This is a genomic window from Phenylobacterium sp., assembly GCF_025934275.1.
Classification (GTDB): Bacteria; Pseudomonadota; Alphaproteobacteria; order Caulobacterales; family Caulobacteraceae; genus Phenylobacterium.
Genome location: NZ_JAICYI010000077.1, coordinates 1 through 14,300 on the forward strand (window position 1 = coordinate 1; position 14,300 = coordinate 14,300).

At 68.4% G+C, this 14,300-nt stretch carries 16 protein-coding genes; 10 read left to right on the plus strand and 6 right to left on the minus strand.

Going from position 1 to position 14,300, the window contains the following annotated elements; translation table 11 throughout:
* Nucleotides 1–123: 123 nt before the first annotated feature.
* Nucleotides 124–1,752 carry a L,D-transpeptidase family protein gene (locus Q0W60_RS15965; RefSeq protein WP_297697075.1) on the minus strand — a complete coding sequence of 543 codons (1,629 nt, stop codon included), beginning with the start codon at nucleotides 1,750–1,752 and terminating at the stop codon, nucleotides 124–126.
* A gap of 9 nt (nucleotides 1,753–1,761) precedes the next feature.
* The gene (locus Q0W60_RS15970; RefSeq protein WP_297697076.1) at nucleotides 1,762–2,238 is read right to left on the minus strand and encodes a hypothetical protein; all 477 of its coding nucleotides are present in this window, start codon (nucleotides 2,236–2,238) and stop codon (nucleotides 1,762–1,764) included.
* A gap of 240 nt (nucleotides 2,239–2,478) precedes the next feature.
* Between Q0W60_RS15970 and Q0W60_RS15975 the strand changes: the two genes are divergently transcribed.
* The 5 genes from Q0W60_RS15975 to Q0W60_RS15995 all read left to right on the plus strand — a co-directional run bounded on the left by Q0W60_RS15975 (nucleotide 2,479) and on the right by Q0W60_RS15995 (nucleotide 6,247).
* The gene (locus tag Q0W60_RS15975) at nucleotides 2,479–2,883 is read left to right on the plus strand and encodes a VOC family protein (RefSeq protein ID WP_297697077.1); all 405 of its coding nucleotides are present in this window, start codon (nucleotides 2,479–2,481) and stop codon (nucleotides 2,881–2,883) included.
* Between the two features lie 14 nt (nucleotides 2,884–2,897).
* Nucleotides 2,898–3,368, plus strand: coding sequence for a GNAT family N-acetyltransferase (locus Q0W60_RS15980; RefSeq protein ID WP_297697078.1), 471 nt, complete (start codon nucleotides 2,898–2,900; stop codon nucleotides 3,366–3,368).
* A gap of 108 nt (nucleotides 3,369–3,476) precedes the next feature.
* Nucleotides 3,477–4,073, plus strand: coding sequence for a hypothetical protein (locus tag Q0W60_RS15985; RefSeq protein WP_297697079.1), 597 nt, complete (start codon nucleotides 3,477–3,479; stop codon nucleotides 4,071–4,073).
* Nucleotides 4,074–4,814: 741 nt separating this feature from the next.
* Nucleotides 4,815–5,492, plus strand: coding sequence for a hypothetical protein (locus Q0W60_RS15990; RefSeq protein ID WP_297697080.1), 678 nt, complete (start codon nucleotides 4,815–4,817; stop codon nucleotides 5,490–5,492).
* Entirely contained in the window at nucleotides 5,381–6,247 is an 867-nt protein-coding gene (locus tag Q0W60_RS15995) for a calcium-binding protein (RefSeq protein WP_297697081.1), read from the plus strand. The genes Q0W60_RS15990 and Q0W60_RS15995 overlap by 112 nt, the downstream gene beginning before the upstream one ends.
* Before the next feature lie 16 nt (nucleotides 6,248–6,263).
* On the opposite strand, the gene cobS is transcribed toward Q0W60_RS15995, so the two are convergent.
* Nucleotides 6,264–7,265, minus strand: coding sequence for a cobaltochelatase subunit CobS (gene cobS, locus Q0W60_RS16000; RefSeq protein ID WP_297697082.1), 1,002 nt, complete (start codon nucleotides 7,263–7,265; stop codon nucleotides 6,264–6,266).
* Nucleotides 7,266–7,353: 88 nt separating this feature from the next.
* Here cobS and Q0W60_RS16005 point away from each other — a divergent pair, with 88 nt between their 5' ends.
* Together Q0W60_RS16005 and Q0W60_RS16010 are read left to right on the plus strand one after the other, a co-directional pair.
* Nucleotides 7,354–8,226, plus strand: a complete 873-nt coding sequence (locus tag Q0W60_RS16005; protein WP_297697083.1) for a TauD/TfdA family dioxygenase — start codon at nucleotides 7,354–7,356, stop codon at nucleotides 8,224–8,226.
* Nucleotides 8,227–8,319: 93 nt separating this feature from the next.
* Nucleotides 8,320–9,492 carry an aminotransferase class I/II-fold pyridoxal phosphate-dependent enzyme gene (locus tag Q0W60_RS16010; RefSeq protein WP_297697090.1) on the plus strand — a complete coding sequence of 391 codons (1,173 nt, stop codon included), beginning with the start codon at nucleotides 8,320–8,322 and terminating at the stop codon, nucleotides 9,490–9,492.
* Nucleotides 9,493–9,595: 103 nt separating this feature from the next.
* Here Q0W60_RS16010 and Q0W60_RS16015 read toward each other — a convergent pair whose 3' ends face one another.
* Nucleotides 9,596–11,131, minus strand: coding sequence for an acyl-CoA synthetase (locus tag Q0W60_RS16015; protein WP_297697084.1), 1,536 nt, complete (start codon nucleotides 11,129–11,131; stop codon nucleotides 9,596–9,598).
* Between the two features lie 143 nt (nucleotides 11,132–11,274).
* On the opposite strand from Q0W60_RS16015, the gene Q0W60_RS16020 reads away from it, so the two are divergent.
* From Q0W60_RS16020 to Q0W60_RS16030, 3 genes are all read left to right on the plus strand, one after another.
* Nucleotides 11,275–11,691: a helix-turn-helix domain-containing protein gene (locus Q0W60_RS16020; protein ID WP_297697085.1), complete on the plus strand. Its 417-nt coding sequence runs from the start codon at nucleotides 11,275–11,277 to the stop codon at nucleotides 11,689–11,691.
* A gap of 100 nt (nucleotides 11,692–11,791) precedes the next feature.
* Nucleotides 11,792–12,160, plus strand: a complete 369-nt coding sequence (locus Q0W60_RS16025) for a DUF4180 domain-containing protein (RefSeq protein WP_297697086.1) — start codon at nucleotides 11,792–11,794, stop codon at nucleotides 12,158–12,160.
* Nucleotides 12,161–12,198: 38 nt separating this feature from the next.
* Nucleotides 12,199–12,657 carry a VOC family protein gene (locus Q0W60_RS16030; RefSeq protein WP_297697087.1) on the plus strand — a complete coding sequence of 153 codons (459 nt, stop codon included), beginning with the start codon at nucleotides 12,199–12,201 and terminating at the stop codon, nucleotides 12,655–12,657.
* A gap of 12 nt (nucleotides 12,658–12,669) precedes the next feature.
* Here Q0W60_RS16030 and Q0W60_RS16035 read toward each other — a convergent pair whose 3' ends face one another.
* Nucleotides 12,670–13,506, minus strand: a complete 837-nt coding sequence (locus Q0W60_RS16035) for a LytTR family DNA-binding domain-containing protein (protein WP_297697088.1) — start codon at nucleotides 13,504–13,506, stop codon at nucleotides 12,670–12,672.
* Nucleotides 13,507–13,609: 103 nt separating this feature from the next.
* Nucleotides 13,610–14,300: flagellin (locus tag Q0W60_RS16040; RefSeq protein ID WP_297697089.1), on the minus strand; the 691-nt coding region annotated here is incomplete at its 5' end.

A 14,300-nucleotide genomic window follows, 5' to 3' on the forward strand; every position in this document is an offset into this window, starting at 1 on the left:
GCTCGCAGAACAGCGCCTCGCGGCCATCCAGCGTCAGCCGCCGCACGCCGGGCGCCGCCGCCAGGGGGCCCTGCATCCAGGGCGGCGGACGCGCGGGCGAGGGCCGCTCGAGCGTCTGCGTGCTCATCGGCCGATCCCCGGCACCGGCATCGCGGCGTCCTTGCCATAGACGTCGCGGAAGAAGGCGACGCCGCCCGGCGAGGGCGCGGCGGTCAGGTAGGTGATGTAGAGCGGAACCGGCTGGTCCAGGAAGGCGGCCTGATCGGGGCCCATGGCGCGCACGTCAGGCGCCGCGCCGAGCAGCCACTGGGTCAGCGCTTGGGCGGATTCCAGGCGCATGCATCCGGCGCTGAGGAGCCGCTGGGGATCCTGGAACGCGGCCTTGTTGGGCGTGTCGTGCAGGTAGATTCCGAGCTTGTTGGGCGCCATGAACTTGACCTGGCCCATCATGTTGTCGCCGCCGGGCCGCTGGCGCACGCGCAACTCCTGCCAGCCCTGGCTCACGCCCGCCCAGTCGACCTGCGTCGGGTTCAGCGTGCTCGGCGCCTTGTCCCAGCCCGACAGGACCTCGAGGTGTGCGCGCTGCAGATAGCCCGGCCCTTCCTTGAGGACGCGCGGGGCGATGGACGTGCGCACGATATCGACCGGGATGTTCCAGTAGGGATTGAACACCAGGTACCGCAGCAGCCCGACCATCTCGGGCGTCGGCTCCTCGCGCGTCCCCACGACGACGCGCATTGCGTGCTTCGGGCGGCCGTCTTCGTAAACCCAGAGCTCCCGGGCGGCGACGTTGACCAGGATGAACCGGCGCGCGAGCACCGGCGGCAGCGCCCTGGCGCGTTTGAGGTTGGCTTCGATCAGCTGCTCGAACCGGGCCGGACCGGCGTTGAGCGCCGCCACCGTCGGGCTGTCGATCTCGCCGGTGTCGGCCAGCCCGTGCGCGGCTTGAAAGCGGCGCAGCGCCTGCGCGAGGGTCGCGTCGAACAGCGCCGGATCGGCGGCCGGCTCCGCCACGCCCAGGCGTTTCCGCAGCACCGCCGTCCGTGCGTCGCGGTCGCCGGTCTGCAGGCGCGGGCCGTCGGCGATGCGGATCTGCGGCAGCTTCGACCAGGTTCTGCGGTATTGGTCCAGACCGGCGGCCAGATCGCGGTAGACGGGGTTCACCTCGCCGACGGCCTCGACGTATCGCGTCAGGGACGCGGCGCTGGTCGCCTGGCGAAGCACGTCGCCGTCGTCGGTCGGTCGGGCCAGCTCCGGGTCGATGAACGCCAGGGGCTCCGGGCCGCTCGGGGTCAGGCTGCGGACATAGCCGGCCAGCGCCGCCGAGGTCATGAGGTCGCTCCGCGCCAGAGCGGCCGGGTCGCCGGAGCGCGCCTGGTCGAGCGCCCGCGCGGCCGCCGCGGCGCCGCCGATCCCGTTGTGCGCGGCGAGCCGGATCACCCGCGCCGCGTCCGGACCCAGGGCGAGGCGGCGCCAGAACGGTGGTGTCCCGGAGACGGTCAGCCACAACGGCCGGTCGTCCCGCTGCGCGTAGAATTCGGCCAGGGAGGCGGAATAACCCCCGGAGCCGAGCTGGGCCTCGATCTCCCCGCGCGCCGCCTGCTCGGGCCCGGCCGAGATGCGCATCACCGCCGCCGTCATGCCCGCGGCCAGCAGGATGCTCAGCGCCGGGACGAGCAGCGCGATGCGTTTGCGGCGTGATCGCACCCGCTTCCGGTGCGCCCCCCTGGGCGCCGCATAGACGGCGGCCATGATGCTTTCTCAGCCACGCTCCCCGGCGGGGCCGGCCTCGTTGCGGCGCGGGCCGCCGAACAGCCGGATGGGTGCGCCTTGGCGGCGAGGCGCGGCCGCCGGCGGCGCGCCGCGCATCGGCGGGGGCGCGGCGGCCGCATAGCGCGGGCCGGCGGGCGGCGTGCTGCTCGAGGCGCCGGGCCAAAACGGCGTTGCGGCCGGCGGGGCGGCGGGCGCAGTCGCCACAGGGACCGCAGCGGGCGGTCCGCCGCGCGAGAGGGCGGCCGCGGCCGGCGGGATCCCGAGGAACGCGAGCAGCGGGGCGCCTGGGCCCCCGCCGCCGCCGCCGCCACCGCTTGTGACCGCGCCGCCGGATGCCGCCAGGGCCGGCGAAACCAGGCTCGTGGAGAGCAGCATCACCATGCCCGCGGGTACGGCGACCCGGCCCGCTGTCTGCAGGAACGCCCGGCGGTCCGCATCGGCCGCATCGTCAGAATCGTCTGTCATGTTCCCTCCAACCGCGCGTCGGTTCGCCTTGGCGGGGGCGGCGGCGAGCCGGCGACGTCCTGATCTAGCGCTGCTATTAAGTCGGCCACGGCAGAGCCGGTTCCCGTGCGGAAAGCCTTTTTTCGCCACGATATCAAACGCCTCCGCGGCCGACTGCGGCCAGGATGTGCGAGCCCCGGCGACGCCGCGGTTCCCGATGCGCCGTCTCGGATGGTAAGCCGCGGGGCAGGAGTTCTTGCCATGCCGAGCGTTCAGGTTCGCTACATCGTCGATGACGTCGGCGCGGCGATCGGCTTCTACGTCGATCAGCTGGGCTTCACCTTGAACATGCATCCCGCGCCGGCGTTCGCCATGCTCTCGCGCGGCGAGCTGCGCCTCGTGCTGAGCGCGCCCAATCCCGCGCCGGGCGGCGGCCAGATCCAGTCCGGCGGGAGCCAGCCCCGGCCTGGCGGCTGGAACCGGTTCGCGATCGAGGTCGACGATCTGGCCGCTTGGGTGGGCCGCCTTGAGGCAGCCGGCGCGCGCTTCCGGGGCGGCATGGTCTCCGGCGTCGGCGGCGATCAGGCGATCGTCGAGGACCCATCCGGCAATCCCATCGAGCTCTTCCAGCCGAAGCTCCCGGAGGCCCGGCTGGGCCAGAGCTGATCGCGAGAGTTCCCATGCCCCTCGATATCGTGCGCCGCCCGGCGGGCGCCGACTGCGCCTCGATCCTCGCCGAACTGCCCGAGTGGTTCGGCATCCCCGAATCCAACGCCGACTACGCCGCCCATGCCGAGCGGGAGCAGGCCTGGGTGGCGGAGAAGGCCGGCCAGGCGCTCGGCCTGATGACCCTGGTCGACCAGGGGTTCTCCGCGATCGACATCCATCTGATCGCGGTCCGTCCGCAGGCCCACCGGCAGGGCGTCGGCCGCGCCCTGGTCGCCAGGGCCGTCGCCGTCGCCCGCGAGCTCGGCAAGCGCTACGTGACCGTGAAGACCCGCGGCCCTTCGCTGCCGTACGAGCCTTACGAGCGGACCCGCGCCTTCTACGAGGCGCTGGGATTCGAGCCGCTGGAGGAGCTGATGGAGGTCTGGGGGCCGGAGAACCCCTGCCTGATCATGATCCTGCGCGTGTCGGCCACGGCGGGCTGAAGGGACGATCCTCCGCGCAGCGAGGCCGGGAGGGACAAACGTGCGGTTTTCCTTGACGGCGCCGCGTTTCCATGTTCTACTTTTGTTCTAATGAACGTTCCCGAGGATATGGCGGCGCGGCACGGCCGCATGCTGGCGGAGATCGCAGAGATCGCGCTCGCCGCCGCGCGAGACCTCGGCCAGTCGCTCGCCGAAGCCGCCACGCCGCAGGAAAAGGCGGTTTTGATGGGCGCGCTGCACCGCGCCGGCCGCTCGCTGCGCCAGTCGGTGGCGCTCGAGGCGCGGCTGGTCCGAGACGCCGGCCGCGCGCTGCGCGAGGCCCGCGACGAGGCGCTCGCGGAGACCCGGCGCAAGGTCGATCGCCGCAAGGCCCAGGTCGAGGCCGCCGTGAAACGCCTGATCTGGACCGAGCGCGAGGCGGACGAGGCCGAGTGGCTGGAGTCCGTGCTCGACGAGCTGGTCGGCGAGGACGCCGTCTTCGACGCCTTCCTCAGCGATCCGATCGAGCTGCAGATCGCCCGCCTCTGCGAAGCCCTGGGCATCCAGGTTTCAGACGTCGATCATCCCCGCGAAGACGAGGACCCGAGCGGCATTTCCAGCCCCGAGACCGAATCTGGTTCGAGCCCGGCATGGGTTCCGGCTGTTGCAGGATCGAGCGACGATCTCGAATTCGACGCCGCCCCGCCGCCGCGCGGGCCGCCCTAAGTCCTCGTGTCATCCCGATTTCGGTCCGCAGGATCGAAGACGGGACCCCTGATCGCTGGAGCGACTATGACCTCCCAGGCCGCGGCGGGGACGTACGTGCGTGACCGCGCACTATGCCCGAGCCAAGAATTCTCGGCTCACGCGGCGCAGGATGTCATGAGCGAACTGGGTAACGTGAAGGTGATCCCAGGTAAGAGATAAACCTCAAGCTGCGCCATTGATATCACGCAAAAGGCGTGTTCGTGTAAAATACAACATGAGGATGTGGTCCATGTCCAGTGCCCTTGGTCGCGCATCGATCATGCTCGCAATCCTCGGATTGTGCCTGGGCGCGCCGGTCGCACGCGCCGCGGGAGCATCACAAGGTAGCTGGGTCGAAGTGCCGGGCGCGAAGAGACTCTCTGCCAGCGAGCTGAAGCGGCTCTTCTCGAAGGATTGGAGACTTCGTGAACTGCCGATCTCCGACACCGGCCCTGCTGAGCGCCTCGAGTTCTTTCGATCCAACGGTGATTACCAAGGCTGCGCCGATAGAGCCGTAATCCAAGGCTCTTTCACTATACGCGGGGATCGCCTTTGCACTCCCGCCGGACGGGCCATGCGCTGCAGGGTCATGTGGCGCAAGCGCGATCAAAGGTATTTCCAAAGCTTCGTAGAAACAAACGGACGGTTATCGAGCCCCAAAGAGGTCGAAATTACAATGAATTCACGAAACGCAAACTGCTTCCATCAAGGATTATAACAATGACGACGTGGTCGGATGTTCAAGCGGACGTGACCTTTGACTACGCGACCTGGGGTGATAGCTATGTTGGTGTTTCAGAGATAACTAGCGCGGACACGCAAGCACTTGTGCTTTCTGCCCTTCAGTCGATGTATGATTCATCAAGTCTGATGCAGTCGCTTCTCAACGATGCCGCGGCTGCCTCGATACCAATACGCATAGCCATGACAAGTGACGGCGCTTCATTCACCGATGAAGGGGCGTATCCCTATATCGCTGTCGCCTTCTCTCCGACGGATTATTTTATGAATGACCACGGAGTGATGGTCCAGTCGACTTGGCAACTCGAACTCGCTCATGAGCTTAGTCACTTGCTGGGATCTGGACACGATCCGACTGACGCTTACGGGATCGGCGAAACTGCCCACGACTACAAAGGGGACCCAACCATCCTGCAGAATTCGGTAGCTGCAGGAGAAGGGCTCACGGATTCGATTCAGGCATCCTATTTCGGAGTGTTACGTCTGTTTCCGATGCACGAGGTAGCCAACTTCAATATGGAGCAAGCTACAGCGACAACCAACATGTGGATGTGTCGATCATTCCTCCGGCCGGCGAGAACGACGCGATCGATGTTTCAGCTCAGACGACCAGTTGGAGCAATGTCATTCTTGGTCTTGATGGCAATGACACCTTAGTGGCCTCGGGCGGGGCCGATTATCTTTGGGGAGGGACTGGAAACGATTCGCTGAACGGGGGCGATGGCAGCGATCACCTTCATGGAGAGGCAGGTGATGACACGCTGGTCGGAGGCCAGGGCGAGGATACGCTCGACGGCGGCGACGGCACGGACTCCCTTTCGGGAGGCGACGGCAATGATGTCCTCACGGACATGGGCGGAGGCACATCTTATCGCAGCGCTGACGACGCGAGCGCCCGCGACGTGCTCGACGGTGGCAATGGCGATGACACTCTAACCTCCAACACAGAAGGCGTGGTGCTGCTCGGCGGCCCAGGAAATGATCTGCTCGATGCGAGGGGCGTTCAAACCTGGGACGCCGTGGTTCGCTTTACTGTGGGGAGCGGCCATGACCGCATCGCCACCGACAACTTCACCTCACATGGCGATTTTGGCGACGAAACACTGACCTATAGTCATGTTGAAGGAATTGACTTCGGAGCGCTGACAGCAGCCGATCTTGAGCTACGTTTCACGAACTGGTCCGTAATCCACGACTACGGTTCGTTTCAATGGATCGTGGGCGACGTCTCGATCGTCATCAAATCGACGGGCGAGAGTCTCGATCTCGGCCGCACCGATGGGTACTTTTACGCAGACCCCAGCCAGACGACGATCTTCGACGAAGATGTCTGGCGCGGCGATTTCAATGGTCAGTGGTCGTATTCGTTGTTCAATCCCATCGCGCAGCAAGGCGGCTACGTGTTCGACTGAACGCAGAATCGTCCCCTTACGCCACCCGCACGCGGGCGGTGCTCTCTGGCAGGTCCTGGCCGAAGGCGCGCTGGAAGAACTCGGCGACCGTGCCGCGCTCCAGCTCGTCGCACTTGTTCAGGAACGTCATCCGGAAGCCGAGCGCCAGGTCGCCGCCGAAGATCTCGGCGTTCTGCGCCCAGGTGATCACCGTGCGCGGGCTCATCACGGTCGAGATGTCGCCGTTCATGAAGGCGTTGCGGGTCATGTCGGCCACCCGCACCATCGCCGCGATGGTGCGGCGGCCCTCGGGCGTGTTGTAGGCCGGGGCCTTGGCCAGCACGATCTCGGCCTCGACGTCATGGGCCAGGTAGTTGAGCGTGGTGACGATCGACCAGCGGTCCATCTGGCCTTGGTTGATCTGCTGGGTGCCGTGGTACAGCCCCGTCGTGTCGCCCAGGCCGATGGTGTTGGTGGTCGAGAACAGGCGGAAGAACTTGTTCGGCCGGATCACCCGGTTCTGGTCGAGCAGCGTCAGCTTGCCCTGCGCCTCCAGCACCCGCTGGATCACGAACATCACGTCCGGGCGCCCGGCGTCGTATTCGTCGAACACCAGGGCGATCGGCCGCTGGATCGCCCAGGGCAGCATGCCTTCCCGGAACTCGGTGACCTGCTTGCCTTCCTTGAGCACGATGGCGTCCTTGCCGACCAGGTCGATGCGGCTCACGTGGCTGTCCAGGTTCACCCGGATCAGCGGCCAATTCAGCCGCGCCGCCACCTGCTCGATGTGGGTCGACTTGCCGGTGCCGTGGTAGCCCTGGATCATCACCCGGCGGTCGTAGGCGAAGCCGGCGCAGATCGCCCGCGTGGTCTCGGGGTCGAACTTGTAGGCGTCGTCGATGTCCGGCACGTGCGCGTCGCGCTCGGGGAAGGCGGGGACTTTCATGTCGAAGTCGACGCCGAAGGTCTCGCGCGCATTGACCGTGTGGTCCGGCGTGAGTTCGATCAGCTTGTCTTCGGCGGTGTCGATGACGGTCATGGCGCGGTTCGATTACAGTCTTGGGCTACGTGTGGCAAACAGGTGTTTCGTCGCCGCTGCGCCGTGACGCAACGTGAGGAGGCCGGCCATGCTCAAGGAAGCGGAAAGCCCCTACCGGACGATCCGCGTCTCGGCGGAGCCCTCGGGCTTCGGCGCCGAGATCGTCGGCCCCGACCTCGCTCGCCCTCTATCTAAGGATCAGCTGGCGGAAGTGAAAGCCGCCTGGGCGCGGCATGCGGTCGTGGCCTTTCCCGACCAGCCGCTCACGCTGGACGAGTTGGAAGCATTCACCCTGCAGATCGGCGCGTTCGGCCACGACCCCTTCATCGCCCCCATGCCGGGCCATCCCAACGTGCTGGAGCTGCGCCGCGAGCCGGACGAGAAGGCGACCAACTTCGGGGCCGGCTGGCACTCCGACTGGAGCTTCCAAGAGCAGCCGCCGGCCGCGACGCTGCTGCGCTCAGAGGTGGTCCCCCCGGTCGGCGGCGACACCCTGTTCTGCGACTGCGCGCGGGCCTACGAGGCGCTGTCCGAGGTCATGAAGACCATGCTGGCGCCGCTGCGCGCCGTGCACTCCGCCACCCGCGCCTACGGCGTCAAGGGCGTGTTCGCCCGCGAGACGGAGAAGCGGTCCCTGCAGATCATCGTCTCGCCGGAGGCCGACAAGAGCCTCACGCACCCGCTGGTCCGCACCCATCCGGTGACCGGCCGCAAGGCGCTCTTCATCTCGCCGGTCTACACCACGGGCATCGCCGGCATGACCGAGAAGGAGAGCCAGGCGATCCTCGGCTTCCTCTTCCAGCACATGATCCAGGAGCCGTTCATCTACCGCCACAAGTGGCGCGAGAAGATGCTGCTCATGTGGGACAACCGCTGCACCATGCACTTCGCCGAGGGCGGCTACGACGGCCACCTGCGCCTGATGCACCGCACCACCGTCGCCGGCGACCGGCCCGCATGAATTTATGCCGCCCATCCGGGATGAGCCGTGTGGGGGATAGCGCTGTGTTTGGCGCGGCCTGTACAACGATCTGAACATGCTCGTCGGGTGGCGATAATGGTGGACGTCGAACCCTTCCATGCGATCGGCGTCAGCGTGCTGGCGCACGAGCTGAAGGCGCAGGGCCGCTCGGTCATCCACATGGAGTTCGGCCAGCCCTCGACGCCCGCCCCGAAGGCGGCGATCGCCGCGGCGCACCGCGTGCTCGACACCGACCCGATGGGCTACTGGGAGAGCCAGCCGCTGATCGCGCGGATCGCCCGCCACTACGGCGAGACCTATGGCGTCCCCCTGCAGCCCCGGCAGGTGATCATGACTTGCGGCGCCTCGGCGGCGCTGGTGCTGGCGCTCGCCTCGACTTTCGAGGCGGGCGCGCGGATCGCCATGGCCCGGCCGGGCTACGTGGCCTACCGCAACACGGTCAAGGCGCTGCACATGCAGGCGATCGAGATCCCCTGCGGCCATAACGAGCGCTACCAGATCTCGGCCGCCGCCATCGCCGCCCTGGACCCCGCGCCCGAGGGGGTCATCGTGGCCAGTCCCGCCAATCCCACCGGCGCGATCCTGCCGCCCGAGGAGCTCAGGGCCATCGCCGAGGTCTGCCGGGCGCGGGGAATCCGCATCGTCTCCGACGAGATCTACCACGGCCTCTCCTACGTCGGTCCGACGCATTCGATGCTGGAGTTCGAGCCCGGCGCACTGGTGATCAGCTCGTTCTCGAAGTACTACTCCATGGCGCCCTGGCGGCTCGGCTGGCTGGTGGCGCCCGAGGCCGATCGGCCGCGCTGCCGCGCCTTCGTCTCCAACCTGTTCCTCACCGCCCCCTCGCTCGCCCAGCATGCGGCCCTGGCGGCCATGGATGCGACCGAGGAGCTGGAGGCCAATCTCGCCGTCTACCGCAAGAACCGCGACCTCTTGCTGGCGGCGCTGCCGGCGCTCGGCCTGAAGGAGGTCGCCCCGCCCGACGGCGCCTTCTACATCTGGGCCGACGTCGGCCACCTGACGCAGGACAGCCTCGGCTTTTGCAAGCAGCTGCTCAACGACACCGGCGTCTGCACCGCGCCCGGCGTCGACTTCGATCCCGTCGAGGGCGGCCACTTCATCCGCATCAGCTTCGCAGTCTCGACACCGCAGGTGGAGGAGGCGATCCGGCGCATGATCCCCTGGTTCGCCGAGCAGGGCGCGGGCTCGGGCGCGGTCCAGACCGCGTCCGGCTCCAGGAGATAGCTCGCCGCCTTGGCGTTCGCCGCGTGCGCCATCAGGCCCGCTCCGATCGTGAGTCCCGTCGCCCAAGCCCCTGCGCGCACCAAACGCTCCCCGGGACGATGCCTCAGATGCGCCGGTCGAGGCCGGCCCAGAACGGCTCGCGCAGCTTGCGCTTGAAGATCTTCCCTGAGTCCTCGCGCGGCAGCTCGGCGGCGAGCTCGACGCGCTTGGGGACCTTGTAGCCGGCCACATGGGCGCGCAGCCAGGTCTTCACGTCCGACTCGGAGAGGTCCTGTCCGGGCATCGGCTGCACATAGGCGCAGACCGCTTCGCCGAACTCCTCGTCCGGGATGCCGAAGACGGCGCAGTCGGCCACCCCGGGCATCTTGGCGAGCTCGCCCTCGATCTCCGCCGGATAGATGTTCACCCCGCCGGAGATGATCATGTCCTTGGCCCGGTCGCAGAGGTAGAGGAAGCCGTCCTCGTCGAAGTAGCCGATGTCGCCGGGCGCGATCAGCCCCGCCTTTTCGGCGTCTCGCCGCTTCTGGTCGTCGCCGTGGTAGGTGAAGTCGGCCAGGCCGCGGATCCGCGCCACCACCTCGCCGACCTCGCGCGGCGGCAGCATCCGGCCCTCGGGGTCGATCACCTGCACGTCGGCTTCCGGCCACGGCTTGCCGACGGTGCCCGGGTGCTTCAGCCAGTCCTCGGAGTCGCAGAACACCACCGCCGAGGTCTCGGTCGAGCCGTAGTACTCGTTGATCACCGGCCCCCACCACTCGATCATCGCCCGCTTCACCGGCGCGGGGCACGGCGCGGCGGCGTGCACGACGAACTTCAGCGAGGAGAGGTCGTACCTGCGCTTCACTTCGTCCGGCAGCTTGAGCAGCCGGTTGAACATGATCGGCACCATGTGCAGGTGGGTCACCCGATGGCGCTCGATCAGCGCGAGCAGCTCCTGCGGATCGAACCTCGGCTGCAGGATCACGGTCGCGCCCAGCCGCGCGGCCATCAGCCCATAGGCGTTGGGCGCCGAGTGGTACATGGGTCCGGTGACCACGGTGACGATCGCCTCGGGCGGCCCGGTGAAGCCGAAGGCGCGACCGATGATCTGGCCGGTGAGCGCCGCCTGCTCGGCGGTCGGCGGCGCGCGCCGCACGCCCTTCGGATGGCCGGTCGTGCCGGAGGTGTAGATGATCGTGCCGGGCGCCTCGCCGGCGGCCGCGGTGAGCGGCTCGAAGCCCTGCAGCCACTGGTCCCAGACCGGAAAGCCCGGCGGCGGCTTGGTTGCCTCGGGCGCGATTCCGTAGGCGGCGGCGATCTCCGGCGGGGTCTCGACCAGCAGCACCTGGACGCCCTTCGGGACCGCATCGCGGATCGGCGCGAGCAGGTCGGCGTGGATCACGACCGCCTTCGCGCCGGAGTTCTCGAACAGGTAGCGCGCCTCGGAGGGCGTGTAGTGCCAGTTCACCGGCGTCGGATAGGCGCCGACCAGGCCGGCTGCGGCGCTGGCCTCGAAGAACGGCAGGTCGTTGCGCAGGTAGAGCGCCACCAGGTCGCCTTTGCCGACGCCCAGGCTCTTCAGGCCCGCCGCCGCGCGCGCCGAGCGCTCCCCCAGCGCCTTGCTCGTGAGCCGCCTCTCGCCGCTTACGATCACGCCCATGAGCTTCTCCCGACCCGCGTGTGCGTGAAGCTTATCGCCCCCACCGGCAGCCGCAACGTCCTCCAAGAATGTTCTCTATTGTCCCAAATTGACGCCGAAATAGGGAGCATTTAGGAATGTTGTGAAATCAGAGAGCCTGAGCTGTGTCCGAAGAGGTCTACACCGTCGAGCAGTTCGCCGAGCGGCTGAAGCTGCATCCCAAGACCGTGCTCCGCTTCATCCGCGAGGGACGCCTCCGCGCGGTGAAGGTCGGCCGCAGTTATCGCATCCTGCGCTCGGACCTGGAGGCGTTCGGGCTCGTCCCGTCGGCGGTCGGCCGCCGCCAGGTGCGGACCACGAGCATCGTCGACGTGGCGGACATCGCGCCCGAAAAGGCGCAGCACCTGGCGCGCGTCGTCACCAGCGCCCACGTTGGCCGCCAGCCGGGCGACCACCCCTTGAGCATCGATGTGGCGCACGATCCCGTGCTGCGGCAGGCCAAGGTCGTCCTGGTGGGAACGCCGGGCGACGTGGCCGCCATGCTCCGGATCATCGACGTCTGGCTCGAGCAGGCGCGTTGAGCGCCATCTACCGCAGCGCCGAAGGCGGGCAGACGCTCAGGGCGGCCGATCGTCCCCGGGCGCGACGCCAGATCCAGGCCTTCCTCGGCGGGCCGGTCCCATGAGCGGCCGCGCCATCGAGATCGGCGGCCAGCGCGCCTGGCTGTGCGACCCGGACGGCCCGCTGTTCGCATCCGAGCGCGACGCCGCCGACCTGGTCGGGGAATCCTTCAACGCCGCAGCGCAACTGGTGGTGATCCCGCTCACCCGCCTGCCGCCTGAGTTCCTTGACCTGAAGACCCGGGTGGCGGGCGAGATGCTGCAGAAGTTCGTGAGCTACCGCCGCCGCGTCGTGATCCTGGGCGACGTCTCGCAGGCCGCCGGCCGAAGCGGCGCCTTGCGCGACTTCATCGGCGAGTCCAATCGTGGCCGCTCGGTCTGGTTCTTGCCGGATCTGGCCGCGCTGGAGGCGAAGCTTTCCGCGGGCTGACGGCGTGCTACGGTGCCGCCGAACGGGGGAACGCGCCCATGCGCCATGCGCTGGCGATCGGCCTGATGGGAGCCTTGATGATGAGCACCGCCGCCATGACCGCAGCGGCCGAGATCCCGGCCGGGCTCGCGCCCAAGCGGATCGCGGGGCCCGGTATCAATGTGCGGGACCTCGAGGGTCAGCGCGCCTGGTATCAGGAGATGCTCGGCATGCGCCTGGTCGACACCGTCAAGCGCGATGGGGCGCCTTACGAGTACATCATGGGTTACGAGGGCTCGGGATCGATCCTGGCGCTGCTGCATTCGCCGGACAGGCCGGCCGGCGCCAACCACATGAGCCGGCTGATCCTCATCGCGCCCGACGCCAAGGGCCTGGCTGCGCATCTGCGGAGCCGGGGCGTCGAGGTTCGCGAGGTCATCGCGGGCGTCGCCTATTTCGTGGACGACCCCGAGGGCAACCCGGTCGAGCTCTATACGCCGCCGCCGCGCGGTCAGTAGGCTCAGGCCGGACTAGGGCAGGGCGGAGGCGCGCAGCGTCTCCAGCGCCTCGCGGAAGCGCCGCGACAGCGGCGCGGTGACCCCGCCGTCGAGCTCCAGCCGGAAGTCGCCGGCCGTCGCCGGGGTGATCGCCCGCACATGCGCCGGGTTCACCAGCCACGAACGGTGGGTGCGCAGGAACCCGGCCGCGGCGAGCTCCTCCTCCACCTTCGCCAGCGTGTCGCGCACCAGCGGCTTGCGTCCGCCTTGCAGGTGGAACTCGACATAGTTGCGCGCCGAGGTGACGGCGACGATCTCCTCCAGCGGCACGCGCACGACACGCGGACCCTCGCGCAGCTGATAGAGCTGCCGGCCGGGCGGGGAAGCGCCGCCGCGTCCCGCCGCCCACTGCCGCGCCGCCCAGTCCGCGAGCCAGAAGATCACCGCGAAGCCGATGTAGGTGACCGCGTCCTTGCGGTACTCGTAGAGCCAGTCGGTCCCGCCGTAATGCGAGCCGGCCAGCGCATAGAGCGCTTTGCGGATCAGCACGAAGCCGCCGACATGCAACCCGCAGAAGGCGAGGCTCCCGGCGAGGTGGGCCAGCACGAACCTCAGCCAACCGCCGCGCTTCGGCGGGGCTGCGCGCAGCAGCCAGGCGATGCCCGGCGCGAGCGCCATGGCCAGAAGGGCGCTCGAGTACTCCCAGATGAACGGCTCGGCGGGTTGCAGGCGGGGCCGATCCCGCAGTTCCGACAGCGCGTTGATGGTGTCTTGCAGGAGCAGGAAAACGCAGACCGCCGCCCAGGCGAGCAGCAACGCGCGGCGGCGCGCGGCGGCTTCCAGCGGCGGCGGATCGGAACGGGCGGACATGGCTCGCCGCGATCTTATGGGATTCCCAGGCGGCGGAGGCAGAAAACCAACGGCGGGGAGGTCGCCCTCCCCGCCGCGATGACTTGTCGGCCGCTGTCTCGGGCTAGCGGAACAGGCCGAGCAGGATCGTCGTCGACTGGTTGGCGATCGACAGCGCCTGCACGCCGAGCTGCTGCTTGGTCTGCAGGGCCTGCAGGCTGGCGCTTTCCTGAGCCAGGTTCGCGTCCACCAGGTTGCCGATGCCGGTCTTCAGGCTGTCCTGCAGCTTCGACACCAGGTCGAGCTGGTTGTCGACCGCCTTGGAGTCCACGCCGAAGCTGGAGAGGCCTTGGGTGACGGACTTGATCGCCGCGTCGATCACGGCCAGCGAGGCCGCAGCGTTCGCGCCCGTGCCGTCGGCCCAGGAGCCGCCGGCGTTCGCCGCGACGCCGTCGACCGAGGCGGTGGTGGCCGGAGCCGTCACCGTGCCGGCGGTCAGCGTCAGCGAGCCGTCGGAGGCGAAGATCGTCGCCGCGTTCAGCTTCAGGTGGGCCGAGGTGACCTTGATGCCGCCGTCGGCCGAGCCGATCGCCGCCACCGAGCCGCTGGAGTTGTCCACCAGGTTGACGCCGTTGAACGTGGCCGAGGCGATCACGTTGGCGTAGCTCTGCACGAGCTTCGTGTATTCGTTCTCGTACTGGGTGCGCGAGGCGTCGTCGACGCCCGCGTCGGAGGCCGCCAGGGCCTTCTGGCGCATCTGGTTGAGGATGTCGGTGAGCTGCGAGCCGGCCTGCAGCGTCGTGTCGAGGACCGAC

What these genes read in the sequence shown, in the direction of transcription:
- Q0W60_RS15990 (WP_297697080.1), top strand. Translation starts at nt 4,815, where the DNA reads ATGACGACGTGGTCGGATGTTCAAGCGGACGTGACCTTTGACTACGCG.
- Q0W60_RS15985 (WP_297697079.1), top strand. Translation starts at nt 3,477, where the DNA reads ATGGCGGCGCGGCACGGCCGCATGCTGGCGGAGATCGCAGAGATCGCG.
- Q0W60_RS16015 (WP_297697084.1), bottom strand. Translation starts at nt 11,131, where the DNA reads ATGGGCGTGATCGTAAGCGGCGAGAGGCGGCTCACGAGCAAGGCGCTG.
- Q0W60_RS15970 (WP_297697076.1), bottom strand. Translation starts at nt 2,238, where the DNA reads ATGACAGACGATTCTGACGATGCGGCCGATGCGGACCGCCGGGCGTTC.
- Q0W60_RS16025 (WP_297697086.1), top strand. Translation starts at nt 11,792, where the DNA reads ATGAGCGGCCGCGCCATCGAGATCGGCGGCCAGCGCGCCTGGCTGTGC.
- Q0W60_RS16005 (WP_297697083.1), top strand. Translation starts at nt 7,354, where the DNA reads ATGCTCAAGGAAGCGGAAAGCCCCTACCGGACGATCCGCGTCTCGGCG.
- Q0W60_RS16030 (WP_297697087.1), top strand. Translation starts at nt 12,199, where the DNA reads ATGCGCCATGCGCTGGCGATCGGCCTGATGGGAGCCTTGATGATGAGC.
- Q0W60_RS16035 (WP_297697088.1), bottom strand. Translation starts at nt 13,506, where the DNA reads ATGTCCGCCCGTTCCGATCCGCCGCCGCTGGAAGCCGCCGCGCGCCGC.
- cobS (WP_297697082.1), bottom strand. Translation starts at nt 7,265, where the DNA reads ATGACCGTCATCGACACCGCCGAAGACAAGCTGATCGAACTCACGCCG.
- Q0W60_RS15975 (WP_297697077.1), top strand. Translation starts at nt 2,479, where the DNA reads ATGCCGAGCGTTCAGGTTCGCTACATCGTCGATGACGTCGGCGCGGCG.
- Q0W60_RS15965 (WP_297697075.1), bottom strand. Translation starts at nt 1,752, where the DNA reads ATGGCCGCCGTCTATGCGGCGCCCAGGGGGGCGCACCGGAAGCGGGTG.
- Q0W60_RS15980 (WP_297697078.1), top strand. Translation starts at nt 2,898, where the DNA reads ATGCCCCTCGATATCGTGCGCCGCCCGGCGGGCGCCGACTGCGCCTCG.